The sequence below is a fragment of the Sphingomonas sp. G-3-2-10 genome (genome assembly GCF_012927115.1).
Classification (GTDB): Bacteria; Pseudomonadota; Alphaproteobacteria; order Sphingomonadales; family Sphingomonadaceae; genus Sphingomonas.
In genome coordinates this window covers 288,329-313,487 of the sequence record NZ_JABBFY010000003.1, presented here as the reverse complement: position 1 = coordinate 313,487, position 25,159 = coordinate 288,329, and the positions used below count along the sequence as shown (strand labels likewise).

Below are 25,159 nucleotides of genomic sequence, written 5' to 3'. Positions count from 1 at the left end.
GCCTGATGCTGGCGGCGCTGATCGTGCCCGCCGCGATCCTGCGCGCCAGCGACGAGGAGAAGCCGGTCGCACGGACCTATGTCACCGCGCCGCCTGCCCCGGCCAGCCAGACCCCGGACATGGTGCGAGCCAAGTCGGACGGCTGCATGAGCTGCCACACCAAAACCGACGAGCCCTCGATGCACGCCAGCCCGGCGGTCCAGCTCGGCTGCGTCGATTGCCACGGCGGCGACGCCAGTGTGCGCGGCGATCCCGACCTCGGCTTCGAGCACCCCGGCTATGTCGCGATGCGCGAAAAGGCGCATGTCCTGCCACGTTATCCCAGGAGCTGGGGCTATCCGAGTTCGGCCAACCCCTCGCGCGGCTATACGTTGCTCAACAAGGAAGCGCCCGAGTTCATACGATTCATGAACCCCGGCGATTATCGCATTGTCCGCGAAAGCTGCGGCGCGTGCCATATGGAAGTGATCGAAGCCGCCGAGCGTTCGCTGATGGCGTCGAGTGCGATGCTGTGGGGTGGTGCCGCCTATAATAACGGCATCGCGCCGTACAAAAGCTATATCTTCGGCGAAGCCTATACCCGCACCGGCGAGCCGGCCAAGATCGTCTCGGCGGGCGATCCGCCGGGCAATCCGACGGCGAGGGAGAAAGCGCGCGGCGCGCTGGCCGAGCTCTACCCGCTGCCGACCTGGCACGTGATTCCGCCGGGCGACGTGTTCCGCGTGTTCGAGCGCGGCGGGCGGAACAACAATACCCAGTTCGCCGAAGTCGGTCTGCCCAATCCGACCGGTTCGATCCAGCGGCTGGAGGAGCCCGGCCGCCCCGACCTGAAGCAGAGCAATCGCGGCCCCGCCACGGGCCTGCGCGTGGCGATCCCGATCCTCAACATCCACAAGACCCGGCTCAACGATCCGCTGATGTGGTTCATGGGCACCAACGACCAGCCGGGCGACTATCGCGGATCGGGCTGCACCGGCTGCCATGTGATCTACGCCAACGATCGCGAGCCGCGCCACAGCCTCGGCTATGCGCAGTACGGCCGCGACGGACAGAGCGCCACGATCGATCCGACCATCGCCGCCAAGCGTCAAAAGGCGGGCGGAAAGCATGACGATCATGGCGACAAGGGCGACCACGGATCGCTGATCCAGCCCGGCGAGAAGGAAATCGGCCACCCGATCCGCCATGCCTTCACTCGCGCGATCCCGACCAGCCAGTGCATGTCGTGCCACCTGCACCAGCCCAACATCTTCCTGAACTCGTACCTAGGCTACACGATGTGGGACTATGAATCCGATGCCCCGTCGATGTGGCCGAAGAAGCAGAAATATCCCTCGATCGCCGAGCAGCACGAGATCCTCGAGCGCAATCCCGAAGGCGCGGCGGTGCGCGGCCTGTGGGGCGACCTGAATTTCCTGCGCAACGTGTACGACCTCAATCCGAAGCTGAAGGACACGCAGTTCGCGGATTATCACAGCCACGGCTGGAACTTCCGCGGCATCTTCAAGCGCGACCGCGAAGGCAATCTGCTCGACAAGGACGGCAATATCGTCCGTCCCGACGATCCCGAGAAATGGCGCAAGAAGGGCGAAGGCAAGTTCGTGCCCCCCGGCACCAATCCCGGCAAGGCCGTCCATCTGATGGACATCCATGCCGAGAAGGGGATGCAATGCGTCGATTGCCATTTCGCGCAGGACAGCCACGGTAACGGGCTGATCTATGGCGAAGTCGCCAACGCAGTCGAGATCGGGTGCAAGGACTGCCACGGCACCGCCGACGCCTACCCCACGCTGCGCACCTCCGGCCCGGCGGCGCGGCCGCAGGGATCGAACCTGGAGCTGCTGCGCAACCCCGATGGGCGGCGACGCTTCGAGTGGGTCGATGACGGCGGCGGACGGCGCAAGCTGGTCCAGCGATCGCTGGTCGATCCCAAGCTCGAATGGGACGTCCACCTCGTCAGGAACAGCGTCGATCCCTCGTCGCCCTATTTCAACGAAAAGGCCGCGCGATCGAAGCTGATGAGCCGGTCGGGCGGCACCGACGGCAGCTTCGCCTTCGGCCCCGGCGTCGAGCTGAGCGACCGTGCGCACAACGACCACAAGATGGCCTGCTTCACCTGCCACCTGAGCTGGACAACCAGCTGCGGCGGCTGCCATTTGCCGATCGAAGCAAACTGGAAGACCTCGACCCATCACTTCAATGGCGAGGAGACCCGCAACTTCGCGACCTACAACCCGCAGGTCGCGCGCGACGAGATGTTCCAGATCGGCCGCCATCAGGGAACCAAGGGCAACCAGATCGCGCCGGTGCGAAGCTCCTCCGCGCTGGTCCTTTCTTCGACCAACGCCAACCGCGAGCGCATCTATATCCAGCAGCCGCCGATCAGCTCGATCGGCTTTTCCAGCCAGGCCTTCGCCCCGCATTTCCCGCACACGGTGCGCACGACCGAAACCAAGCAATGCAGCGATTGCCACCTCTCGGCGAAGGACGACAACAACGCGATCATGGCGCAGTTGCTGCTGCTCGGCACGGGGCAAGTGAACTTTGTCGGCCTGCACGCATGGACCGGGCTGGAAGGCGGGTTCGAAGCCGTCCGCGTAACCGAATGGGACGAGCCGCAGGCAGTGATCGGATCGTATCTCCAGCGCTATGCCTATCCCGACTGGTGGAAACTCCATGTCGAGCGGAACAAGCGCGAGCTGAAGAACTGGACGCGCGGCGGCACCTTCGGGCCGGGCGGATCGGGCGAGACCGGCGCGCGGGAGATGTTCCGCAACGTCGTGCAGAATACCGGCGGCAGGGTCGGCTGCCTCCAGCTTCGCGGCGAATATATGTATGTGGCGGAGGGCCCCGGCGGCTTCCGCGTCTATGACGTCGCCTCGGTCGCCAACAAGGGCTTCTCGGACGCGATCGTCACCGCGCCCTATTCCTCGCTGGGTCAGGACACGCGAGTGGAATCGAGGAACGCCACCTGCATGGCGCTGCCCACCAACCAGCCGATCGCGCCGCTGCGCAACACGCAGGCGATGCGCGAAGCCAATCAGGAACAGCCCTTCCTGCCGATCTACAATTACGCAGCCGTCACCGATGCCGAGGAAGGCCTGTTCCTCGTCGATATCAACACGATGGCCGATGGCGAGCTGCGCAACAATTTCCTGAAGCGCGCGGCGCCGGCATGGAACCCGAACGGGGTGCTGAACGGCGCCCGGCACATCGTGCTGGCGGGCGAGATTGCCTACATCACCGCCAACGCGGGGCTGGTGGTGGTCGACCTGCACGACCCGCTCGCGCCGAAACTCGCCGCGGTCCGCCCGCTGCAGGACGCCCGCGCCAGCGCGATCCAGTTCCGCTACCTCTGGGTCACTACCGCGAGGGGCGTCGAGCTGTTCGACGTGACCAGCCTCCGCAATCCGGTGGCCGTCCCGTCCGGCCTGATCGCCATGCCCGACGCCCGCCGCCTCTATGTCGCGCGCACCTATGCCTATGTCGCGGGCGGCGCGCAGGGCCTGACGATCGTCAACGTCACCAACCCGACCCGGCCCGCATGGGTGAAGGCGGAGACGTTCGGCGGACAGCTCAACGACGCATCGGACGTGATCGTCGGCGCGACCAACGCCAGCTTCTTCGCTTATGTGGCGGACGGGCGGAACGGGCTGAAGGTGATCCAGCTGACGTCCCCCGCGACCCAGCCCAATTTCTACGGCTTCTCGCCCGCCCCGGTGCCCGAGCTGATCGCCTGGGCGCGCACCCCCTCGCCCGCCCGCGCCCTCTCGCGGGGCCTCGACCGCGACCGCGCGGTGGACGAGACCGGCGGCCAGATCGCGGTCTTCGGCCGCCTCGGCTCGCGTCCGTTCACCCGGCCCGAGATGGAACGAATGTTCCTCAATCGCGCCGGCAAGCCCTACAAGGTCAGCGATACGCCCGACATGCGGTCATGGCGTCCGAAACGATAGAGGCTGATCCCGATGCGTCTGATCCTCGCTGCGCTTGCGACACTGCTGTTCGCGCTGCCCGCTGCCGCCCAGCGATCCGGCACGCCGTTCGAGCGGGACATGCTCCAGCGCTTCAGCAAGGCGCTGCCCGGCAGCCAGCTCAACCTGAAGGCCGGCGAACCGCTGGTCATCCGGATCAAGGGCGGTGAGTGGGACGAAGCTGAAATCAACCTCCACCGGATCGACTATTATTGCAGCCAGTCGAGCGAGGAAGAATGTGAGACCGCCAAGAGCGAGTTCGTGCGCAAGCTGACCACGAAGACCGAAGACCCCACTCCGGAAAGCCTGCGCCTCGTCGTCCGCGACCAGCAATATCTCGATTACATCACGCACAACATGCCCGGAAAGGCTGGTCAGGATCCCGCGATCCACGAGCCCATCGGCGAAGGCCTCTATGCGTTCCTCGCTTTCGATATGCCCGAGGCGATCGGCGTCATCGGCGACAAGTCGCTCGGCGATATGAAGCTTACCCGCGATCAGGCATGGCTCCGCGCGCACGCCCAGACCCGCGGAATCCTCCCCGCCTTGCCGAAGGCCGAGGACCTGAAGCGCGGGCCGGTCGTCCTCGAGGGCGAGGGCTATCTTCCGGCCCTCCTGATCGATCTGCCGTCATGGGAGCGGCTGGCGATTCAGACCGGCCCCGATCTGTTTGTCGCCGCGACGTCGGATCGGCTGGTGGTGATCGGCATCATGCCGGAGGGCGAGGATTTCGAAGGCATGAAAAAGGCCGTCGCCGACGACTGTGCCCAGCAGGAGCGATGCGTCACGCCCTTCGTCTATCGCTTGCGCAAGGGCCGGTGGGTGATCGCCGACTGACGCTCAGTGAGACGGCTCCGTCCCCGGCCGTTCGTCGATCATCAAATGCTTCACCAGCCCCTGCATCCGGCTGTCGAACTTGGCCAGCGGCACCGGGTCTTCGGCGAAGTCGAACATCGTCACCAGTTCGCCCGCATCCCACCAGTGCAGCGCGTAGCCGGGCATGTCGGCCACCACCATCGGGCGCAGGTCGGGCGCTTCGGGGTCCATCGGGCGCAGGTCGAGCGCAACGCCGGGGGCTGATGCCGGACAGATCGCCACGGTCGTTCCCTTCCATTGCGACACGATCGGGCGGTGGAGATGCCCGGTCAGGATCGTCCGCACCTGATGGTGCCCCTCGATCGTCGCGGCGAGGCGCGCGACCCAGGGTTCGTTGCGATGCGTGCGCATCCAGTCGATCCCGACATCGATCGGCGGATGGTGCATCACGATGACGGTGGGGGTTTCCGGCGCCTCGGCCAGCCGCTCGGCCAGCCATGCCGCACGGACCTCGCAGAACGCGCCGCCATGCCGCCCTTCCTCCAGCGTATCGAGGAAGATCAGCCGCAGCCCGCCCTGATCGACGACATATTGCACGAACCCGCCCGGGGTCGGCACGTCCGGAAAGGCGCGCGAGAAGTTGGTGCGGTCATCGTGATTGCCGACGATCGGATACCAGGGGAACGGGCAGTCCGACAGGAGTTCCTTGAGCCGCTTATAGCTCTCGACATCGCCGCGCTCGGTCAGGTCACCGGTCACCAGCATCAGATCGGGCCGGTTCGGGCCGTGCAGCACATGCTGCAGCACATTGGCCAGCCGCTTCTGGTTATACTCATCGGGATTGTTCGGCTCGAAGCCGACATGGATATCGGTGATCTGAGCGATCAGCATTCGCTCGCCTCCCCCTCAATTTCGCCTCCCGGCGGTGCGTTTCGGCTGCCAGGGCGCCCCATCGCTCAAGTGATAGCTGTGACACATTGCGCAACCGGAAGGAACCTGCGCCTTCGATGCTTCGCCGCCATGACACGTCCGGCACGTCCCGATTCCGGGCAGTAACAGGTCGTTCGCGGTGCCGCTGGCATCGGCCTTGTGGCAACTGGCGCAGCTCTCGGTCCTGTGCGCGGCATGATCGAACCAGCCATGCTGGAAGAAGCGCGCCTGCTGGAACACCGGCGCCACGCTCCAGTCGCGCCCGCCCGAGGGCGGAATGACGGTATGGCATTCGGTGCAGACGCCCGCGCCGGCGAACACCTGCCGCACGATCCCTTCGGCCGAACTGCCGCGATTGGGACCGAAGCGCGCATAATAGGTCTGGCCGGCGGCATAATTGCCCGGCCGGCGGCGTCCCTCGATCATCCCCGGCGGCGGCGAGACCGTCCGCCCGCGCCACGTCGCGCGCAGATCGGCGACCATCTGCGCGACGTCGCCGTGCCGCAGCGTGCGCACCGTGCCGCCGATCCGGTCGAAGGCGAGGCTGTGGCACATGCCGCAGTTGCGCTCCATCTCGACCGGCTGGAACCGGGTCCCGTCCGCCGTCGGCGTATGGCAATCCTTGCACTCCAGCGCATCGCCGAACGGATAGCGGCCGCGCAGTGTCTGCCCCATCCGCGCCACGCCGCCGGTGCGGCTCAGATGCAGATCGTGCGGGAATTTGAGGCCCGTGGGATCGCGCGGCTTCGCATCCAGCGACACGCGCTCGCCCCCCACCACCGGGCGGAACTGCGGATGCGACGTGCCGAAATCGCCGGCATTGCCCAGCTTCGTATCGGGCAGGCGCTGGCTCAGCCCGGTATGGCATTCGGCGCAGAAAGCCTGCGGCGTCGCGGCCATCGGCCCCGCGCCTTCATGCTCGGTGTGGCAATCGACGCAGGCACCCGGCCCCGGCTTGTTGAACGTGCTCGCCACCGAATTGAGGAATTTGCCCCAAGCACCCGGCTCGGCTCGCGCCTTGCCGATCCGCGCGGGCGGGGCGTGATCGTGCGTGTCCTTGTGACAGGTCAGGCAGGCGGTATCGCGCACCGATACGAAGGCCTGCTCATGGCAAGTCTCGCACCTGGCCTCCAGTGCATGGTGCGCGGCGGACAGCGGCCCACTCGACCAGCTCTTCTGCGCCTGTGCTTCGTAGATCGTCCGCTCCGGTCCGAAGCGGTGCGACACGAAACTCCACACGGGAATCGCGAGGAAGCCGATCAGCACCGCCGCGATCAGCAGCCATGCCGTCGCGCGCTTCCCCGGCAGCTTGCCGCGCAGCGAGAAGGCGGAGGCTTCGTCGCGCTCCTCCTCGGCATCGGACAGCGCCTCGACCCGGCGCACTGCGAGGACGATATCGCCTTCGGGATTGCGCGACACGGTGATCCGGTGCCCGCCGAACGCCAGCTCCGCGCCCTTGGCCGCATTAATGTCGATCCGCTTCGCACTGCGTCCGTCGACCCCGAAGCCAAGGCCCAGTGCCGTCACCGAAATCCGCCGGTCGTCCTTGCGCTCGATCCGGGCATGGTTCGGCTCGACGCTCAGGTCGGGCAGCGACAGCTCGTTCGAGGCGAGCCGGCCCACACCGATCGCGTCTTGATCGACCCGCGTCTCGCGGACGATCTCGCGGCCATCGGCGGTGGTCGAAACGGTGCGGATCAGGAAGGCCATGCCGCGCTCCCGATCACCAGAAGAAGAACACGGAGACGATGTGCGCGGTCAGCGCCGCGATCAGCGCGAAGGTCAGTGGCACATGGACGAACAGCCAGATCTCCAGCATCGCCTTCAGCCGCAGATGCTCGCGCACCCGCGCCAGCATCGCCTTTTTGCGCTCGAGCAGCGAATCCACCTTTTCCAGCGGATCGTCGCCCAGATCGGGGCGGTCAGCGGTCACCTTTCGGATTTTCGCCAGCGCCTTCGCGGTCGCGCAGCCGCGATACTTGCCCGACAGGCGGCGGAATATGCCCCCGTCGAACGGGTTCTGCTCCAGCGACTTCTGCACCCAACCGGCGGCTTTGGCGTCGAGTGGCTGGGCCGCTTCGTGCAGCTGCCGGTCGATCGCGCGCAACCCTTCCAGCATCTGCGTCTGGGTCAGTTCCTCGCGGTTGGAACTCAGCGCGCGCGGCAGGGTCGCATATACCGTGACGCCCCAGATGCCGCTGAGGATCACCAGCATCATCAGCGCCCAGGCGAGCGTATGGACGTTCCACCCGAGCTGGAACCCGGTGTGCAGCGTACCGATCACGATCAGGCTGAGGCCGAGATAGACATGCGCGCTGGTCCACGCCTTCAGGCTCCAGCGCCCGCGCGTCATCGCCCGCTTGCGGATGCCCAGCGCGGTCAGCCACAGGATCAGCAGCACCCCGATCGTGCCGAGCGTATAGCCATACCAGCTGCCGCCATTGGGCCGCGGCTTCACGTCCGCGAGGAAATAGCCGGCGGTCACGATCAGGCACAACAGCGCCGAAACCTTGAGCCAGCGAAACCCCTTGTGGCGCAAGAATCCCTCATGCAGCGCGGCGTCGCGGCCCCGGATCGCCCGGCTGGCCATCAGTCCTCACGTTCCAGCCGCGACACACCAAGGAATTCCTCGGGCGCCACGCGGATCGCCGCTCCGGTCGGGCAGGCGCGGACGCAGGCCGGGCCGCCCTTGATGCCGGCGCACATGTCGCACTTGATCGCCTTCTTCGGCTTCTCGATCCCGTCCTTCTTGTCCTTGTATTTCCACTTCTTGCCCGGCTCGCCCGGTCCGGGGCCGACGCCGAAGGCGAGCCATGCGAAGATCGGCGGCTTCTTCGGCGGCACGCTGTCCATACGGATCACGCCATAGGGACAGTTGCGCTGGCAATTGCCGCAGCCGATGCATTTCTCGTCGATAAAGACTTCGCCGTCCGGCCCGCGATGGATCGCGTTGGGCGGACAATCGGCCATGCAGTGCGGATGCTCGCAGTGGCGGCATGATGTCGGCACGTGGAGATGGGCATAGGTCCGCCCTGCCTCGCGATCGAGGCGGCTCAGGCCCTCATGGCTATCCGCGCACGCCTTCTCGCAATTGTCGCAGCCGACGCACAGATTCTCGTCGATCAGCAGCACGTCGGTCGCTTCGCCGATACCGTTCTCGACCAGGAACGCCGCGGTCTGCGAATACATGTCGACCACGCCGGAGAAGCTGTTCTTCTTGCTCTCGATAAAGGCGTTGACGTTCTGCCGACTGGCCATGTCGGCCTTCAGCTTTTCGAGCAGCCGGGGCTTCGCGGCGAGCAGTTTCAGGAACGCCTCACCCTTCAGCCGGATGACTTCGGACTTGATCGCGGCCTTGACGGTGGCAGTGCGCCGCCCGCCCGAGATCAGCGCCATCTCGCCGACATAGGAGCCGGCGGGAAGGTAATTGAGGAACACCGGGCGCCCGCCGATCGACTTCTCGATGATCATCGATCCGACGCGGATGACGCAGATGTCCTGCCCCTCCTCGCCTTCGGTCAGGATATGTTTGCCCGCCGGCACGGTGATCAGGTCGCTGGTGTCGAGCACTTCGGTCAGGTCCGCCGCGGTCAGCCCCGATCCGAACAATTGCAGCAACTGCCGCTCGACCGAGATGCGGGTCACCGCGCGCTTCGCCGCGGGCACCGACGCCATGAGCTTGAGCGCGGCGGTCCGCGAAATCTCGACCACCACCGCATTCTCGCCCGCGCGCACCGTCGCGCCGCGCCGCCGCCCGGAGATCAGCCCGACTTCGCCGAAGATCGATCCCTGCTCGATCGGCACGGTGACGTTGCGGTTCTTCGGATCGACCTCAACCAGCACCGAACCCTGCGCGATCGCGAACAGCGACGATCCGGGATCGTTGCGCTCGAATATCTCCTCGCCCGCCTTGTAGCTGCGCACTTCGGAATCGAGCATGAATTCGCGCATCTGCAGCGGCGACAACTCGTTGAGGATGCCCACGTTCGAGCGCAACAGTTCGAGCCACTCGTCCACGCTCCGCTTCGCCTTGAACCGCGCGAACTTGGCCTCCAACAACGGCTCGTCGGCGGGCTTCAGGCCCTTGTTGCCATTGATGAACTCGATGACGTCATGGCCCTGGTTCATGCAGTGCTTGATCAGCGGATAGCCCGCCAGCGCGCCGATCACGAAGATGCCGGGCTTGGTACTTTCGAAGGTCGGCGAGAGTTTGGGAAAGGCTTCGCGGTCGGCGCTCGAAAACTCGATGCCACAGCTTTCGACGAACGCGCGCGGCGCGGCCGACCCCATCCGCGCGATCACCCGGTCGCAGCGGATCGTCTCCTGCCCGTCGCGCGTCTCCAGCACCAGTTCGCCCGGGCGAATCTCGGCGGGCGTCGTCTCCAGCCGGATGCTGATCCGCCCGGAATCGGCGGCTTCCTGCAACAGCTTGACGTTCGCGCCCTTCGCCCGCGCGAAATCGGCCGAGCGGTTGAGGATGGTGACGGTGTTGCCCTGCGCCGCATCCGCCGCGAGACCCAGCGCATTTTCGATCCCCGCATCGCCGGAGCCGATGACGGTGATATGCTCGTCGACATATTCGCCGGGATCGTCGAGCTGATACTGGACGTGCGGCAGGGCCGCACCGGGGCAGCGGACCAGATTGGGGTTCCCCTGAGTCCCGATCGCCAGCACCACCGTCTCGGCTTCGATCCTGGCGCCATCGGTCAGCGTCAGCAGGAACGCCCCCGCCTCGCCTTCGATCGCCTTCACGTCGCTGCGGTAGCGGACATTGACCTTCTGCGCCGCGGCCTGCCGGTCCCACGTCCCCAGCACCGCTTCGCGCTTGCCCGCGTCGAAATCCATGTCGGAGCGAAGCACCAGCGCGCTGGGCGTCGCCATGACGTGCTTGCCCTTCTGGTATTTGTAGATGGTGTCGCTGAGGTGATCGGTCTTTTCGAGCAGCACATGGCTCAGGCCAAGCTGTGCGGCACGCGCGGCGGCGCTCAGGCCGGCGGGGCCCGATCCCACGATCGCGATGCGCACGCGATCCGCCACACACTCCCCCTTGCGCTTCCTGCCCCCACCGACACACTATCACGACCGTGCAAGTGCGCCAGCGATAAGCGTGGGGGAAGAATGGCCGGGGAATCCGAAAATCAGACGCCGAAATGGGCGATTCCGGCCTTTCTGGGCGCCGCGGCGCTGCTGATCGTCGCGCTGGGTTACTCGGTGATGCGTGAGCGTGGCGAGGTACCAGCCGCGATCAACATCAGCGCCGATGGCGATGCGCCGACGCTGGAGGAGCTTCAGGCCGCCGTCCGCGCCAAACCCGACGATCCGGATTCATGGGCGCGCCTGGCGACTGCCCATTTCGAGCGCGAGCAATATGGTGAAGCCGTCGCTGCGCTCGACCGCGCAACCACGCTGGCACCCGATCGCTCGAACCTCTGGTCGCTGCTCGGCGAAGCGCGCATCTATGCCAATCCGCGCGATCCCATGCCCGAAGCGTCGGTCACCGCGTTCCAGAAAGCGCTGGCGATCGATCCGAAGGATCCGTCCGCACGCTATTTCATGGCCGTCCGCAAGGATCTGGCGAAGGATCACAAGGGCGCAATCGACGACTGGCTGGCCTTGCTCGCGGACACACCGCCCGGCGCACCGTGGGAAGCCGATCTTCGCCGCACCATCGAACAGGTGGGGCAGCGCGAGAATATCCCCGTCGCAACCCGCATCGCCGCGATCCGCCAGCCCGCTCCGGCCGGACCGGCAGCGCCGCCGCCCACGCTGCCCGCCGCCTCCGGCATCCCCGGCCCCAATGCCGAGCAGGTCCGCGAGGCGGGCAAGCTCTCTCCGACCGACCAGGACGCGATGGCGCGCGGCATGGTCGGCAATCTGGAAAACCGGCTGAAGGGCGATCCGAAGAATATCGGCGGCTGGGTGATGCTGATGCGCAGCCGGATGACGCTGGGTGAACCGGACAAGGCCACGAAAGCCTATCGCGATGCGGTGACCGCCAATCCGGAGGCGAAGGGGCGGCTTGAGAGCGAAGCGAAGGCGTTGCGGGTGCCGGGGGTTTAACCCCAACGTCATCCCCGCTAACGCGGGGACCCATCTCCGGAGCAAGCCCGCGGCTCAACGATTGAGATCAAGGAACAGGTCTCGCCAATCGGGATTCATCGTCTCGACAAGTTCGATCTTCCACGCCCGGCGCCATTTCTTGATCGCCTTCTCGCGCCTGATGGCGTCTTCGATATTCTCATAGACCTCGACATAGACCAGCCGCGAGATACCGTATTCTTTGGCGAACTTGCTTCCGGTCCCTTCGCGATGCTGGATCATCCGAGCTGGGATATCGCTGGTTACACCTGTGTAGAGTGCGCCCAGCTTGCGGTTTGCGATGATGTAAAGATAGCCCGGCATCTCGTCCGTCCTGCGTGCGGCTCCTTCAGGAGATGGGTCCCCGCGTTCGCGGGGATGACGACGCGAGACGCTTCCTGACCCTCAGCCTCATTTCTCCGTCGCCCCGAACACCCCGTCCCAATCCGTGCCCGGCGGCGTTTCGCGACAGGCCGCCACGCGGCTCGCCATCAGCGCATGGTGCTTCGCCAGCCCGTGCGTCCCCGCCATCCCTGCGGTCTCGGCCAGCAACGCGTCGGCACGGTCCCAGTTCTGCGCGCGATAGGCCACGCCCATCGCGGCATAATTTTCCGCGAACCCCTGGAAGCCCGGCTCGAGCATCATCGTCTCGTCCCCGAGCAGCGCATAGATGAGTTCGGGCGTGTCGCGGCCCACCACGCGCACCAGATCCAGCGGCACCGTCGCAAAGTTCGGGATATGCTTCTGCAGATCGTCGCCGATCGCGATCGTCACCCCATAATATTTGGTCAGCCCCTCGATCCGCGACGCGAGGTTCACCGTGTCGCCGATCAGCGAATAGCTCAGCCGCTGGGCCGACCCCATATTGCCGACGCAGCACGGCCCGGCGTTCAGCCCGATCCCGATCGCCACGTCGCCCGGCCACGGCACCTCGCTCTGCGCCGCCATCTCGGCATTCAGCGACTTGAGCCGCTCCGCCATCTCCAGCGCGCCGCGCGCGGCATTGGCATATTGATCCTCGTCGTCCAGCGGTGCGTTCCAGAAGGCGAGGATCGCGTCGCCGATGAACTTGTCGATCGTCGCCTTGCGCTTGAGCAGCACGTCGGTCATCGGCGTGAGGAAGGCGATCAGGAAGCGGATCACTTCCTGCGCGCCGAGCTTCTCCGAAATGCGCGAGAAGCTGCGGATATCGCAGAACATCACCGTCATCTCGCGGGTCTCGCCCCCCAGTTCCAGCCGGCTGGGATCGTCGGCAATGCGCTTGACCAGTTCGGGCGAGAGATAGCGATCGAATGCATGGTGGATATAGGCGCGCTGCCGTTCCTCGCGATAATAGGTCGCGACCGTGCCGACCACCCACACGCCGATCAGGCCGAGGATCGGATAGGTGGGGTCGAGCAGGATCAGATTCTGGCGGAACGAGAGCCAGCTGGCCGCCGCCATGCCGCCGACCATCACCAGCCCGAGCACCGCACCCCGCGTCGCGCCGAGCCAGGGCAGCAGCAGCGCCATCAACACGCCGAACAGCGCCAGCGCGAACCGCTCCGCGCCCGGCGCCCAGTCGGGCCGGGTCAGCGCCTTTCCGGCGATGATCTGCTCGGTCGCCTGGGCATGGACCATTACCCCGGCCTCGCGATCCCTGAACGGCGTGGAGACCAGATCGTACAGGCCCGGCGCGCTGGTGCCGATATAGACGATCTGGCCGCCGAACAGCCGCTCCATCTCGGCCGGGGGCAAGGCGCCGGTCAGGATCTTCCACGCCGGCACGGTCCGCTGCGGCGCGTCGGCGGTGTAGTAGATCCACATCTCGCCGCGCACATTGGTGGGGATCACGAAATCGCCGACCTTCACCGACACCGGATCGACTTGCCCGTTGCTGCCGATCTCGCCGCTGGCGTCGCTGGTCTTCACAACCACCGAATCGGTCTGTTGCGCCACGCGCAGCGCCTCGACCGACAGCGAGGTGAGGAATTCGCCGTTCTGCACGAAGATCAGCGGCGCCTGCCGGACGATCCCGTCGGTGTCGCCGATCCGGCTGACCGATCCCAGCCCCGACGCCGCCTCGCGCAGCGCGGGCAGCGGCTGGGTGGCGTTCTGGAAGATATAGTTCAGGTCGTTGGGCGGCGATCCGCCGAAGGCGAGGCCGACCTTGGGCTCGACATTCGGCCCCTTCGCGCCCCGGCCGAGGAAAAAGCCCAGCACCACCGGAGACTGGCGGAAGGTCTCGGCCAGCACCGCGTCGGTATCGGGCAGTTGCTCCAGCGCGGCGATCACCTTGGGATCGGCATTCTCCTTGCGCGCGCGCTCGGCAAGGCGCGCGGCCGACGTGCGGTCGGGTTCGGAGAAGACCACGTCATAGGCGATCACCGCCGCCCCGGCATCGGTCAGCCGCTTCGTCAGTTCGGCGATGTCGGTGCGTGGCCACGGCCATTGGCCCAGCTTCTCGATCGACTGTTCGTCGATATCGACGACGCGGACGCCCGCATCCTGATAAGGCCGGGGCGCCGCGCGCTGATAGGTGTCGAACAGCAAGGGCCCGAGCTGGTCGAGCTGCTTCACGCCGACGAAGTTCAGGGCGATCACCACCACGATCACCACCAGCCCGGGCACCGCCATGCCCAGTTTGCGCCGGAATTTGATCCAGAACTCGCGCATATCGCCCGATCCCCTCGCGACAGGTCTTACCACAAGGAAATCGTTTCGGAACCACATCGGCTTGTTGCCCCGCCGCAAGGCTGTCCTTATCCCGGACGAATGGCTGACAGCGCGATCATCCACATCGTCGATGACGATTCGTCGCTTCGTGCGGCGCTGGAGAGCCTGTTCCGCTCGGTCGGGCTGGCCGCGCGCGGTCATGCGTCGGTCGCCGACTTCCTCGCTGCCGACCGCGAGGACGCGCCGGGTTGCCTTGTGCTCGACGTGCGGATGCCCGGCATCAGCGGCCTCGACTTTCAGGACCGGCTCGACGAACTCGGCATCGCCCTGCCCGCGATCCTGATGAGCGGGCACGGTGATATCCCGATGTCCGTCCGCGCGATGAAGGCCGGCGCGGTCGACTTCCTCGTGAAGCCCTTCCGCGATCAGGACATGCTCGACGCCGTCGCCGCGGCGATGGACCGCGATGCGAAGCGCCGTGCCGAAGCCAGCGACGATGCCGGGCTGCGCAGCCTCTACGCCACGCTGTCTCCGCGCGAGCAGCAGGTGATGGCTCTGGTCGTCACCGGCAAGCTGAACAAGCAGGTCGCCTACGAACTCGGCCTGTCCGAAGTGACGGTAAAGATCCATCGCGGCGCGGGGATGCGCAAAATGGGCGCACGCACCCTGCCCGATCTGGTCCGCATGGCCGGTAAGCTCGGCCTCGCCGCTTCCTGAAACGGGATGCCGTAGAACCCCGTAATACCAACGGATTATTCCCGTCTGCATCGCTTTGGCGCAGATGAGGGTCAAGGGACGGCGTCGCATCACCTTCCCCAGTGAAGGATATGAGTCGCGTGTCTGCCAGGCCCCTGATCGCTATCGTCGAGGACGATGAATCGCTGCGCCCCGCTCTGCTGGGGTTCGTGCGCTCGCTCGGTTACGCGGGCGAAGGCTTCGCGTCGGCGGAGGATTTCCTCGATGGCGACGCCAGCAGCCGCGCCGATTGCCTCGTCTCCGACTACCAGCTTCCCGGCATCGACGGCCTCGATCTCAGCACGCGGATGAAGGGCACGCTGCCCGTCATCCTCGTCACCGCGCGCACCGAGCGCAGCATCGACGAGCGCGCCGAGGCAGCAGGCGTCCGCTGTCTGCTGCGCAAGCCGTTCGAGACCGATACGCTGGCCGAGTGCATCCGCCGCGCGCTGGACTCCTGAAGCGCCCTCGGGGACAGTAGCAGCGTGGGGACCCCGGCCGACATTCTCGATCTCGTCCATGAAAGCGTCGTCACGCGCGACGCCTGGGGTCATATCCTGTCGTGGAACAAGGCCAGCGAAACGTTGTACGGCCATGCCCGCGCCGATGCGCTGGGCCGCAAGCTCCACGAACTGCTGAACAGCCGCCATGAAACTCCGCTCGACGATCTCGAAGCCGCGCTCCACGCCGGCGATCGCTGGGAAGGCGAACTGACCCGCAGCACCGCGTCGGGACAGGATCTGGTGCTAGACGTGCGGTGGACGCTCGAACGCGATGCGCATGGCAACATGGTCCGGATCGTCGAGACCGCGCGCGACATTACCCGGCGCAAGGCCGCCGAGGATGCGCTGCGGCTGAGCGAATATCGCTATCGCAACATGTTCCAGGCGATGGCCGTCGCCTTCTGGGAAGTCGATTTCACCGGCGTAGGCGCGATGCTGATCCCACTGCGGGATCAGGGCGTCACCGATCTGGGTGCCCATCTCCACGCGAACCGCGACTTCCTGCGCGAGACGATGCGCCGCGCGACCATCGGCGACGTGAACCCGCAGGCGCTGCAACTGTTCGGCGCGACCGAGATCGAGGAACTGAAGGGCCGCACGATCGACCATTTCTGGCCGCGCGAAAGCGAGCATATCTATATCGACGCGCTGGTCGCGACGATGACCCGCCAGCCCTATCTGATGACCGAGACCCGGCTGAACCGCGTCGATGGCAGCCAGATCGACGTGCTGTTCACCGTCTCGCTGTGTCAGGAAGCGCGCAAGCGCGGGATCATGCTGATCGGCGTGGTCGATATTTCCGCGCGCAAGGAAGCCGAAGCCGCGCTCGCCCGGCTCCAGTCCGAATTCGCCCATGCCGCACGGGTATCGATGCTGGGCGAGCTGACCGCGTCGATCGCGCATGAGGTCAACCAGCCGCTCGCCGCGATCGCCACCAGCGGATCGGCGAGCCTGCGCTGGCTGGCGAACGAACAGCCCGATCTGGGCGAAGTCCGCGATCTCGCCGATCGCATCGTCGCCGACGCCCGCCGCGCCGCATCGATCATCGCCCGCGTCCGCGCGATGGCCGAACGCCGCGAGCCCGAGCGCCTGCCGCTGTCGCTGAACGCGCTGGTCGAAGAGACGCTCGTCTTCCTCGGCCATGACCTTCAGGGCCGGCAGGTCGCGGTCGAGCGCCATCTGACGCCCGACCTCCCGGAAACGCTGGCCGACCGCACCCAGCTCCAGCAGGTGATCGTCAACCTCGCGGTCAACGCGGCGCAGGCAATGGCCGATGGCGCCGCCGACCGCACGATCCGCTTCACCACCGCCACCTGCGACGATGGCGTCACCCTGACCGTCGAGGATAACGGCCCCGGCATCCCCGGCGACCCGGAGCGGCTGTTCGACAGCTTCTACACCACCAAATCCACCGGCATGGGCATGGGCCTGCCGATTTGCCGCAGCATCGCCGAGGCACATGGCGGCACGATCCGCGCGGCCAATGGCGAGACCGGGGCGCGGTTCACGGTGACGTTGCCCTCCGTCTAACCTCTCCCGCAAGCGGGAGAGGGCTAAGAAGATCGCCGCCTCATACCAACGTATTACCTCCGCACCCGCCCGCGTAATATCGCCGCGCCCGACCCTCCGTCATTCTACCTACATGGACGGAAGCAAGGCTGACCGTCCCCCAACAGGAGGATCGGATCATGTCGAAGACCATCGTTCTCATCCACGGCGCCTGGCTCAATTCGAAGAGCTGGGAAGGCTTCAAGGCGCGCTACGAAGCGCAGGGATACACCGTCGTCGCGCCGGACTGGCCCTATGACGATCGCGATCCAGCCGATCTGCGCGCCGATCCCGATCCCGCGCTGAAGTCGCTGAGCCAGCGCCAGATCATCGCGCACTATGCCGCGATCATCCGCGACCTTCCCGAAGAACCGATCCTGATCGGCCATTCGCTCGGCGGCGTGTTCGTCCAGCATCTGCTCGACATGGGCCTCGGTGTCGCCGGCGTCGCCATCGACCCCGCCCCCACCCCCGGCGTGCCGCTGGGGCCGAGCGCGATCTGGTCGGCGCTGCCGGTGCTTGGCGATCCGTTCAGCTGGCTCAAGGCCAAGACGATGTCGCGCGGCTATTTCAAGAACCGCTTTGCCCAGACCGCGCCCAAGGATCAGGCCGATGCGCTCTACGATCGCTACATCATCCCCACGCCCGGCCGGGTTTACTGGAACGGCGTCGTCGGGAAGATCAAGATCAACTGGAAGAATCCGCACCGCGCACCGCTGTTGCTGATCGGCGGTGAAATCGATCTGATCGCCGACGCCAGCATGACCCGCGCGATCTACAAGAAGCAGCTCCAGGCGCCTTCGATCACCGAGTACAAGGAATTCCCCGGCCGCTCGCACTGGACCGGCATCGATGCCGGGTGGGAGCAGGTCGCGGACTATGCCCTTGGCTGGGCGGTCGGCCATGCCCGCCCCGGCAAGATCGCGACGATTTCCAAGGCGGCCTGACCCCCGGCCCGTCTTGAAGCAAGCCCGGGCGGTCCCTCCCCTCCCGACCGCCCGGGCACCGCTTCGCGATCCCTCAGACCTCGCTTCGCGACTCATCTGACATCGGTGTCAATTCACGCCGGTGCCTGATAGTCTGGCCGTGGGCGATTCCCTCCCCAAAACCCCAGTGACAGGAGCTTCCCATGCCCTTCATCACCACCGACGACGGCACGAACATCTTCTACAAGGATCACGGTACCGGACAGCCGGTCCTCTATTCGCACGGCTGGCCGCTGAGCGGCGATGCGTGGGATGGCCAGATGGTCTTCATGGGCCAGAACGGCTTCCGCGTGATCGCGCACGACCGCCGCAGCCACGGCCGTTCGGACCAGACCTGGGACGGCAACCACATGGATCGATATGCCGACGATCTCCAGTCGCTCATCACCCAGCTCGACCTGAAGGACATCATCCTGGTCGGCCACTCGACCGGCGGCGGCGAGATCACCCATTATGTCGGCCGCCACGGCACCTCGCGGGTCGCCAAGATGGTGCTGGTCGGCGCGGTCCCGCCGCTGATGCTCAAGACCGACGCCAATCCCGAAGGCACTCCGATCGAGGCGTTCGACGGCATCCGCAAGGGCACGTTCGACGACCGCAGCCAGTTCTACAAGGATCTGACCATCCCCTTCTACGGCTACAACCGCGAAGGCGCGAAGATCAGCGAAGGCGTGCGCGAGAGTTTCTGGCTGCAGGGCATGATGGGTGGGCTGAAGGGCCAGCTCGACTGCATCCACGAATTCTCCGAAGTCGACTACACGCCGGGCCTGAAGGCGATCGACGTGCCGACGCTGTTCATCCACGGCAGCGACGACCAGATCGTTCCCATCGGCGCCGCCGCGCTTAAGGCGCACGAGATCGTCGCCGGCTCCGAGCTGAAGATCTACGAAGGTAGCAGCCACGGCCTCGCCACGGTCGAGCAGGACCGGTTCAACGCCGATCTGCTGGCTTTCGCGACCGCCAAAGTGCTGACCGAGGCCTGACGAAATGGCGGAGATCGTCCTGATCCACGGCGCCTGGGTGACCACCGCCAGCTGGGACGATCTCCGCTGCTTCCTCGAAGCCGCCGGCCATGTCGTCCACACGCCGACATGGCCGTTCCTCGCGGGGCATACCGCGGCGGAGATCAACGCCGCTCCGCCCGAGGGTTTCGGCGGCCTGACCGTCAACGCCATCGCCGATCATCTCCAGCCGCAAATCCCGCAAGGCGCGATCCTGATCGGCCACAGCTTTGGCGGACTGCTCACGCAGATGCTGCTCGATCGCGGCGCGGGCCGGGCAGGAATCGCGGTGAACCCGGCCCCCATCGGCGGGGTGATCCCCGGCCCGACGTCGATCGGCGCGATCCTGCCGATCGTCACGCGCTGGAACGGCTGGAACCGGCCCTATGCCTTCACCCGCGATCGCTGGTTCCGCCGCTTCGCCAACGCCGCCCCCCGCGCGCAATCCGACGCGGCATTTGACAGCTTCGTAATCCCCGCGCCGGGCCGCATCTTCTATCAGGGGGCAAGCTGGATCGGCACGGGGATCGTGCCCGCTCGCCGCACCCAGCCCCTGCTGATTACCGGCAGCGATCTCGACCGCCTCGTCACCTCGCACATCTCGCGATCGGCCTACCGCATCCAGCGCCGCAGCCGGGCACGGACCGACTATCTCGATCTCGGCGCACGCTCGCATTTCCTGCTGAACGAACCCGGCTGGGAGCAGGTCGCGCAGGCGTGTCTCGATTGGATCGCGACTTTGGGCTAAGGCCCGCGCATGAGCGAGAAATTCGAACGCCACCGCCAGCCTTGGCGCACCGACGAGATCCAGAAGCTGCACACGCTGGCCAAGAAGGGCATGGCGCTGAAGGCGATCGCCAAGGCGCTGACCCGCAGCGAGGAATCGGTGAAGGACCGCGCCAAGCTGGACGGGCTGAACATCGCGAAGCTGCGCTGATCCGCGCCTTCCACTCTCATGACTGAATACGACGCCATCATCCTCGGCGGAGGCGCCGCCGGCCTCATGTGCGCCGCGACCGCGGGCCAGCGTGGCCGCCGCGTGCTGCTGCTCGACCATGCGGATCGCGTCGGCAAGAAGATCCTGATCTCGGGCGGCGGGCGCTGCAACTTCACCAATATCGGCACCGCGCCCGATCGCTACCTGTCGGGCAACCCGCATTTCGCCAAGTCCGCGCTCAGCCGCTACACCGCGCGCGATTTCCTCGATCTGGTCGAGCGCCACGGCATCGCGTGGCACGAAAAGACCCTCGGCCAGCTTTTCTGCGACGGTTCGGCCAGGCAGATCGTCGAGATGCTGCTAGGCGAATGCGCGATCGGCAAGGTCGAGATCGTCACCGGCCGCGCCACGCCCGAAATCAGCCATGACGGCATGCATTACCGCGTCGGGGACGCCATCGCGCCGTCGCTGGTGATCGCCACCGGCGGCCCCTCGATCCCGAAAATGGGCGCAACCGGCTTCGCCTATGACCTCGCCCGCCGCTTCGGGCTGAAGGTGGTCGAGCCGCGCCCCGCGCTCGTTCCCCTGACGCTGAGCGGCGAGGAAGCCCTGTTCCGCGACTTGTCCGGCGTCGCGACCGATGTGGTCGCCAGCGCGGGCAAGGCCCGGTTCCGCGAAGCCGCGCTGTTCACCCATCGCGGCCTTTCCGGCCCGGCGATCCTGCAAATCTCCAGCTATTGGCGCCACGGCGAGGCGATCGGCATCGACTTCCTGCCCGCTGCTCCTGCCAGCTGGCTGACCGATGCCAAGCGCACCCGTCCGCGCACCACGCTGCGCAAGCTGCTGAGCGAAACCCTGCCCGATCGCCTCGCCGAAGTGCTGGCGGAGAAGCTCGGGCTGCCGGGCGAACTGGTCGGCATGACCGACAGGAAGCTCGCCGAAGCCGAGCGCGCGCTGTCCGCGTGGCGCTTCGTCCCCAACGGGACCGAAGGTTTCGCCAAGGCCGAAGTCACCATCGGCGGCATCGACACCGCCGGTCTGTCGTCTCAGACAATGGAAGCCCGCAAGGTCCCCGGCCTCTACGCCATCGGCGAAGCGGTGGACGTGACGGGGTGGCTCGGTGGCTACAACTTCCAATGGGCCTGGGCGAGCGGCGTGGCGGCGGGGCAGGCGATCTGACCGCGCATCGGTTTGACCGCCCCCGCGCGCAGGATTACGTCGCTCCCATGCGCGATTACCTCGCCAGAACCGCACCGCTGGCCGCCCTCGCCATCCTGATCGGCGTCGTGGTCATCGCCGCCTGCAACGCGGTCGTCGCGGCCGGCAGTCCGTCCGGCGTCGCCGGATATTGGGATGAGTACAGCGCCGCCCGGATCCTGCAGGTCGCCACGCCCTTCCTCGCCTATGCAATCCTCGGCATCCGCAAACGCGGGCCGTGGCTTGTCGCGCTGGCGCTCACTCTTGCCGCATGGGGACTGATCTACCTTCCCGAAGCAGCGACTCCGGGCGGCGGCGTCGATATCGGCTGGGCCTTTCTATCGATCCTTCTGCCCATCCTGATCTTCTCTGGCGGTCTTCTGGCCCTGATTCCGGATGCGGTTCGCGGCGATTGATCGCTAAGGCACGTTCAGTCGCCGCGCCCTTTATCGCCTGTCGCCGCCGCCTCGCCTTTGCCGCGTCAATCGCCGCGCGGGATCACGCGCAACATTGTTTCACAATCGCCCAAATCGGCCCATTGTCCGGCGGACGCTCCTCCGCACCGCGCCTCCCCTCCGTACAACTTCCGCCTTGCCCTTTGCCCCCATCGCGCCCATGTGGCGCGTTCATGCCATTTTCGAATCTCCCGCCGCTTCTTTCGGAAGCGCTCGCAGCGCGTGGCTATGCCGCGCCCACGGCCGTGCAGGCCGCCGTCATCGAAGCCGAGGCCCACGGCCGCGATCTGATCGTGTCCGCGCAGACCGGATCGGGCAAGACCGTCGCGTTCGGCCTCGCAATGGCCAACGAGCTGCTCGGCGAGGACGGCCGCGTGGTCCCCAGCCGCGAGCCGCTCGCGCTGATCATCGCCCCGACCCGCGAACTCGCGCTGCAGGTCAGCCGCGAGCTGATGTGGCTCTATGGCAATGCCGGCGCGCGCATCGCGACCTGCGTCGGCGGGATGGATGCCTCGAAGGAACGCCGCAACCTCAGCTATGGCGCGCATATCGTCGTCGGCACGCCCGGCCGTCTGCGTGATCACCTCGAACGCGGCGCGCTCGATCTGTCGGCGCTGCGCGTCGCCGTGCTCGACGAAGCCGACGAGATGCTCGACATGGGCTTCCGCGAGGACCTCGAGGAAATCCTCGACGCGACGCCGGGCGAGCGCCGCACTTTGCTGTTCTCCGCGACCATGCCCAAGCCGATCGTGGCGCTGGCCAAGCGCTATCAGCGCGACGCGCTGCGCATCTCGACCGTCGGCGAGGATCGCGGTCATGGCGACATCAGCTATCAGGCCGTCGCGGTCAGCCCGTCGGACATCGAGCACGCGGTCATCAACCTGCTGCGCTTCCACGAAGCCGAGACGGCGATGCTGTTCTGCGCGACGCGCGACAATGTCCGCCGCCTGCACGCGACTCTGGTCGAGCGCGGTTTCGCTGCAGTCGCGCTGTCGGGCGAGCATAGCCAGAACGAGCGCAACCATGCGCTGCAGGCCCTGCGCGACCGCCGCGCCCGCGTCTGCGTCGCGACCGACGTCGCCGCGCGCGGCATCGATCTGCCCACGCTCAGCCTCGTCATCCATGTCGAGCTGCCGCGCGACGCCGAGACGCTCCAGCACCGTTCGGGCCGCACCGGCCGCGCGGGCAAGAAGGGCACCGCCGTCCTGATCGTCCCCTATCCGCGCCGCCGTCGCGTCGAGCAGGTGCTGAAGGGCGCGCGCATCGAGTTCGAATGGATCGACGCGCCGACGCCCGAAACGATCCGCGCACAGGATCATGAGCGGCTGCTGGTCAATCTGCTCGAACCGGCCGAGTTCGACGACGAGGATCGCGCTCTCGCCGCGCGGCTGCTCGCCGAGCGCAGCCCCGAGGATATCGCCGCCGCACTGGTTCAGGCGCATCGCGGCAAGCTTCCCAGCCCGGAAGAACTGAGCGACCGCAGCCATTCGGACCGGCGCGACGAACGCCAGCCGGCGCACCGTGCCGGCTTCGAGGATATCGTGTGGTTCCGCATGGATATCGGCCGCCGCCAGAATGCCGATCCGCGCTGGATCCTGCCCTTGCTGTGCCGTCGCGGCCACATCACCAAGAACGAGATCGGCGCGATCCGCATCGGTCCGAACGAGACGATGTTCCAGGTGCCGCGCGCCATTGCCGCGAAGTTCAGCTCAGCCCTCGCTCGCACCGCGAACGAAGGCGAGGAGGAAAGCGGCCTCCGTATCGAGCAGGCCGAAGGCGGCCCCGCTCCGATGCAGGAGCGTCCGCGCCTGACCCGCAACGGCCCGAACCGTCCCGCCGGCCCGCCGCGCGGCACCGGTGGCCCGCGTCCGGACGGCCCGCGCGGGTTCGCGCCGCGAGGTGACGGTCCGCGTGGCGACGGTCCTCGCGGTCCGCGTCCGGGTGGCCCCGGCGGCCATCACGCCAAGCCGTTCCGCAAGGGTCCGCCCAAGCGGTGACGCCGCACATCCTCGTCGATGGGGACGCCTGCCCGGTGAAGGAGGAGATCTACAAGGTCGCCTTCCGGCACGAGGCGCCCGTCACGGTGGTGAGCAACAGCTTCCTGCGCATCCCGCAGCATCCGTTGCTCAAGCGGGTGACGGTGAGCGACGGCTTCGACGCGGCGGACGACTGGATCGCGGAACAGGCCAATACGGAAAGCATCGTCATCACTGCCGACATATTGCTCGCCGATCGCGCGCTGAAGGCCGGGGCGATGGTGCTGTCGCCCACCGGCAAGCCCTTCACCACCAGTTCGATCGGCGGCGCCATCGCCACCCGCGCGATCATGGCCGATCTGCGCGCGGGCGGGGAGCAGCTTGGCGGCCCCGCGCCCTTCTCGAAAACCGATCGCTCGCGCTTCCTTCAGGCGCTCGACACCGCGCTGGTTCAGCTCAGGCGCCGATAACCCGGCGCAAATCGCCCCCGGCTTCGGCCAGCGCGACATCGGCGGCGTCGCCATCCATGCCCTTCGCGATCAGCACGGCCTTGCGGATATCGCGGCCGGCCGCGTCCAGCGCCGCCTGCGCGGTTCCGCCATCGACTTCGGCCAGTTCGGCCACCATCGCCACGGCGCGCTTGCCCAGCTTGATGTTCGAGATGCGCATCCCGACCATCCGGCCGCGATAGACGCCCCCCAGCCGGATCATCGTCGCGGTGGAGAAGAGGTTGAGCACCGCCTTTTGCGCGCTGCCCGCCTTCATCCGCGTCGATCCGGCGACGAGCTCGCTGCCCGTCTCGATCAGCAGCGGATGCTCGGCCGCCGCCAGCAAGGGCGTATCGGGATTGTTGGATATGCCGAGCGTCAGCGCACCGGCTGCGCGGCCGGCCTCGACCGCCGCGACGGTGTAAGGCGTCCGCCCGCTCGCCGCGACGCCGATCACCACATCGTCGGGGCCGACGCCGGCTTCGGCGATCTCCGCCCGCGCCGCTTCGGCATCGTCCTCGGCGCCTTCGACCGCATCGGTCAGCGCCTTGCGCCCGCCCGCCATCAGATACACCGTCCGGTCCTCGGGCCAGCCATAGGTCGGCCCCAGCTCGACTCCGTCCTGCACCGCGACGCGGCCAGAGGTGCCCGCTCCGGCATAGACCAGCCGTCCCCCGCGCCGCAGCCGGTCGGCCGCGGCCTCCGCCGCAGCCGCGATCGCGCCCGCCTGTCCCCGGATCGTCGCCATCGCCGCCATCTGGCCCTCCAGCATCGCCTCGATCGCGACCTGGGTCGGCCAGAGATCGATATCGATGAAGCGCGGATCGACGGTTTCGGTGGACATGCTCACTCTCGAATGAAGGCGCGGAAGCTATAGCGTTGC

21 protein-coding genes are annotated in these 25,159 nt (G+C 66.8%); 14 read left to right on the top strand and 7 right to left on the bottom strand.

Features of this window, described 5'->3' with window-relative positions; genetic code table 11:
• Positions 1 to 5 precede the first annotated feature (5 nt).
• Together HHL13_RS22095 and HHL13_RS22090 are read left to right on the top strand one after the other, a co-directional pair.
• Positions 6 to 3,953, top strand: a complete 3,948-nt coding sequence (locus HHL13_RS22095; protein WP_240953974.1) for a multiheme c-type cytochrome — start codon at positions 6 to 8, stop codon at positions 3,951 to 3,953.
• Positions 3,954 to 3,965: 12 nt separating this feature from the next.
• Positions 3,966 to 4,808 (top strand): hypothetical protein, encoded by an 843-nt coding sequence (locus HHL13_RS22090; protein ID WP_169558130.1) that lies wholly within the window; start codon positions 3,966 to 3,968, stop codon positions 4,806 to 4,808.
• A gap of 3 nt (positions 4,809 to 4,811) precedes the next feature.
• On the opposite strand, the gene HHL13_RS22085 is transcribed toward HHL13_RS22090, so the two are convergent.
• Genes HHL13_RS22085 through HHL13_RS22070 form a run of 4 tightly spaced genes read right to left on the bottom strand, consistent with a single transcriptional unit; the run spans position 4,812 to position 10,754 of the window.
• Positions 4,812 to 5,678, bottom strand: coding sequence for a phosphodiesterase (locus HHL13_RS22085; protein WP_169558129.1), 867 nt, complete (start codon positions 5,676 to 5,678; stop codon positions 4,812 to 4,814).
• Between the two features lie 15 nt (positions 5,679 to 5,693).
• Positions 5,694 to 7,427, bottom strand: coding sequence for a cytochrome c3 family protein (locus tag HHL13_RS22080; protein WP_169558128.1), 1,734 nt, complete (start codon positions 7,425 to 7,427; stop codon positions 5,694 to 5,696).
• Positions 7,428 to 7,440: 13 nt separating this feature from the next.
• The gene (locus HHL13_RS22075; protein ID WP_169558127.1) at positions 7,441 to 8,307 is read right to left on the bottom strand and encodes a hypothetical protein; all 867 of its coding nucleotides are present in this window, start codon (positions 8,305 to 8,307) and stop codon (positions 7,441 to 7,443) included.
• The gene (locus HHL13_RS22070) at positions 8,307 to 10,754 is read right to left on the bottom strand and encodes a cyclic nucleotide-binding domain-containing protein (protein WP_346775628.1); all 2,448 of its coding nucleotides are present in this window, start codon (positions 10,752 to 10,754) and stop codon (positions 8,307 to 8,309) included. Before HHL13_RS22070 ends, HHL13_RS22075 begins: the two co-directional genes overlap by 1 nt.
• 81 nt (positions 10,755 to 10,835) lie before the next feature.
• Between HHL13_RS22070 and HHL13_RS22065 the strand changes: the two genes are divergently transcribed.
• Positions 10,836 to 11,777, top strand: a complete 942-nt coding sequence (locus tag HHL13_RS22065; protein ID WP_169558126.1) for a tetratricopeptide repeat protein — start codon at positions 10,836 to 10,838, stop codon at positions 11,775 to 11,777.
• Between the two features lie 54 nt (positions 11,778 to 11,831).
• Here HHL13_RS22065 and HHL13_RS22060 read toward each other — a convergent pair whose 3' ends face one another.
• Both HHL13_RS22060 and HHL13_RS22055 read right to left on the bottom strand, forming a co-directional pair.
• A complete protein-coding gene (locus HHL13_RS22060; protein ID WP_169558125.1) occupies positions 11,832 to 12,119 on the bottom strand; it encodes a GIY-YIG nuclease family protein in 288 nt (95 codons plus the stop codon).
• An 87-nt stretch (positions 12,120 to 12,206) separates the two neighbouring features.
• Positions 12,207 to 14,450 carry an adenylate/guanylate cyclase domain-containing protein gene (locus tag HHL13_RS22055; RefSeq protein WP_169558124.1) on the bottom strand — a complete coding sequence of 748 codons (2,244 nt, stop codon included), beginning with the start codon at positions 14,448 to 14,450 and terminating at the stop codon, positions 12,207 to 12,209.
• A gap of 99 nt (positions 14,451 to 14,549) precedes the next feature.
• Between HHL13_RS22055 and HHL13_RS22050 the strand changes: the two genes are divergently transcribed.
• The 11 genes from HHL13_RS22050 to HHL13_RS22000 all read left to right on the top strand — a co-directional run bounded on the left by HHL13_RS22050 (position 14,550) and on the right by HHL13_RS22000 (position 24,258).
• A complete protein-coding gene (locus HHL13_RS22050; RefSeq protein ID WP_169558123.1) occupies positions 14,550 to 15,167 on the top strand; it encodes a response regulator transcription factor in 618 nt (205 codons plus the stop codon).
• A 119-nt stretch (positions 15,168 to 15,286) separates the two neighbouring features.
• Positions 15,287 to 15,646: a response regulator gene (locus tag HHL13_RS22045; protein WP_169558122.1), complete on the top strand. Its 360-nt coding sequence runs from the start codon at positions 15,287 to 15,289 to the stop codon at positions 15,644 to 15,646.
• A gap of 24 nt (positions 15,647 to 15,670) precedes the next feature.
• A complete protein-coding gene (locus tag HHL13_RS22040; RefSeq protein ID WP_169558121.1) occupies positions 15,671 to 17,218 on the top strand; it encodes a PAS domain S-box protein in 1,548 nt (515 codons plus the stop codon).
• 158 nt (positions 17,219 to 17,376) lie between these two features.
• Positions 17,377 to 18,183, top strand: coding sequence for an alpha/beta hydrolase (locus HHL13_RS22035; protein ID WP_169558120.1), 807 nt, complete (start codon positions 17,377 to 17,379; stop codon positions 18,181 to 18,183).
• A 182-nt stretch (positions 18,184 to 18,365) separates the two neighbouring features.
• Entirely contained in the window at positions 18,366 to 19,205 is an 840-nt protein-coding gene (locus HHL13_RS22030) for an alpha/beta hydrolase (protein ID WP_169558119.1), read from the top strand.
• 4 nt (positions 19,206 to 19,209) lie between these two features.
• Positions 19,210 to 19,971, top strand: coding sequence for an alpha/beta hydrolase (locus tag HHL13_RS22025; protein WP_169558118.1), 762 nt, complete (start codon positions 19,210 to 19,212; stop codon positions 19,969 to 19,971).
• Positions 19,972 to 19,980: 9 nt separating this feature from the next.
• Entirely contained in the window at positions 19,981 to 20,160 is a 180-nt protein-coding gene (locus HHL13_RS22020; RefSeq protein WP_169558117.1) for a hypothetical protein, read from the top strand.
• Between the two features lie 18 nt (positions 20,161 to 20,178).
• Positions 20,179 to 21,339 (top strand): NAD(P)/FAD-dependent oxidoreductase, encoded by a 1,161-nt coding sequence (locus HHL13_RS22015; RefSeq protein ID WP_169558116.1) that lies wholly within the window; start codon positions 20,179 to 20,181, stop codon positions 21,337 to 21,339.
• A gap of 47 nt (positions 21,340 to 21,386) precedes the next feature.
• Positions 21,387 to 21,773: a hypothetical protein gene (locus HHL13_RS22010; protein WP_169558115.1), complete on the top strand. Its 387-nt coding sequence runs from the start codon at positions 21,387 to 21,389 to the stop codon at positions 21,771 to 21,773.
• 212 nt (positions 21,774 to 21,985) lie between these two features.
• Complete coding sequence (locus HHL13_RS22005; protein WP_169558114.1) at positions 21,986 to 23,809, top strand: DEAD/DEAH box helicase; 1,824 nt, start codon at positions 21,986 to 21,988, stop codon at positions 23,807 to 23,809.
• Complete coding sequence (locus HHL13_RS22000) at positions 23,806 to 24,258, top strand: YaiI/YqxD family protein (protein ID WP_169558113.1); 453 nt, start codon at positions 23,806 to 23,808, stop codon at positions 24,256 to 24,258. Before HHL13_RS22005 ends, HHL13_RS22000 begins: the two co-directional genes overlap by 4 nt.
• Here the strand turns inward: HHL13_RS22000 and HHL13_RS21995 are convergent.
• Entirely contained in the window at positions 24,245 to 25,120 is an 876-nt protein-coding gene (locus tag HHL13_RS21995; protein WP_169558112.1) for an N-acetylmuramic acid 6-phosphate etherase, read from the bottom strand. The two genes, HHL13_RS22000 and HHL13_RS21995, sit on opposite strands and share 14 nt — an antisense overlap.
• Between the last annotated feature and the right edge of the window lie 39 nt (positions 25,121 to 25,159).

What these genes read in the sequence shown, in the direction of transcription:
- HHL13_RS22095 (WP_240953974.1), top strand. Translation starts at nt 6, where the DNA reads ATGCTGGCGGCGCTGATCGTGCCCGCCGCGATCCTGCGCGCCAGCGAC.
- HHL13_RS22090 (WP_169558130.1), top strand. Translation starts at nt 3,966, where the DNA reads ATGCGTCTGATCCTCGCTGCGCTTGCGACACTGCTGTTCGCGCTGCCC.
- HHL13_RS22085 (WP_169558129.1), bottom strand. Translation starts at nt 5,678, where the DNA reads ATGCTGATCGCTCAGATCACCGATATCCATGTCGGCTTCGAGCCGAAC.
- HHL13_RS22080 (WP_169558128.1), bottom strand. Translation starts at nt 7,427, where the DNA reads ATGGCCTTCCTGATCCGCACCGTTTCGACCACCGCCGATGGCCGCGAG.
- HHL13_RS22075 (WP_169558127.1), bottom strand. Translation starts at nt 8,307, where the DNA reads ATGGCCAGCCGGGCGATCCGGGGCCGCGACGCCGCGCTGCATGAGGGA.
- HHL13_RS22065 (WP_169558126.1), top strand. Translation starts at nt 10,836, where the DNA reads ATGGCCGGGGAATCCGAAAATCAGACGCCGAAATGGGCGATTCCGGCC.
- HHL13_RS22060 (WP_169558125.1), bottom strand. Translation starts at nt 12,119, where the DNA reads ATGCCGGGCTATCTTTACATCATCGCAAACCGCAAGCTGGGCGCACTC.
- HHL13_RS22055 (WP_169558124.1), bottom strand. Translation starts at nt 14,450, where the DNA reads ATGCGCGAGTTCTGGATCAAATTCCGGCGCAAACTGGGCATGGCGGTG.
- HHL13_RS22050 (WP_169558123.1), top strand. Translation starts at nt 14,550, where the DNA reads ATGGCTGACAGCGCGATCATCCACATCGTCGATGACGATTCGTCGCTT.
- HHL13_RS22035 (WP_169558120.1), top strand. Translation starts at nt 17,377, where the DNA reads ATGTCGAAGACCATCGTTCTCATCCACGGCGCCTGGCTCAATTCGAAG.
- HHL13_RS22030 (WP_169558119.1), top strand. Translation starts at nt 18,366, where the DNA reads ATGCCCTTCATCACCACCGACGACGGCACGAACATCTTCTACAAGGAT.
- HHL13_RS22025 (WP_169558118.1), top strand. Translation starts at nt 19,210, where the DNA reads ATGGCGGAGATCGTCCTGATCCACGGCGCCTGGGTGACCACCGCCAGC.
- HHL13_RS22020 (WP_169558117.1), top strand. Translation starts at nt 19,981, where the DNA reads ATGAGCGAGAAATTCGAACGCCACCGCCAGCCTTGGCGCACCGACGAG.
- HHL13_RS22015 (WP_169558116.1), top strand. Translation starts at nt 20,179, where the DNA reads ATGACTGAATACGACGCCATCATCCTCGGCGGAGGCGCCGCCGGCCTC.
- HHL13_RS22010 (WP_169558115.1), top strand. Translation starts at nt 21,387, where the DNA reads ATGCGCGATTACCTCGCCAGAACCGCACCGCTGGCCGCCCTCGCCATC.
- HHL13_RS22005 (WP_169558114.1), top strand. Translation starts at nt 21,986, where the DNA reads ATGCCATTTTCGAATCTCCCGCCGCTTCTTTCGGAAGCGCTCGCAGCG.
- HHL13_RS21995 (WP_169558112.1), bottom strand. Translation starts at nt 25,120, where the DNA reads ATGTCCACCGAAACCGTCGATCCGCGCTTCATCGATATCGATCTCTGG.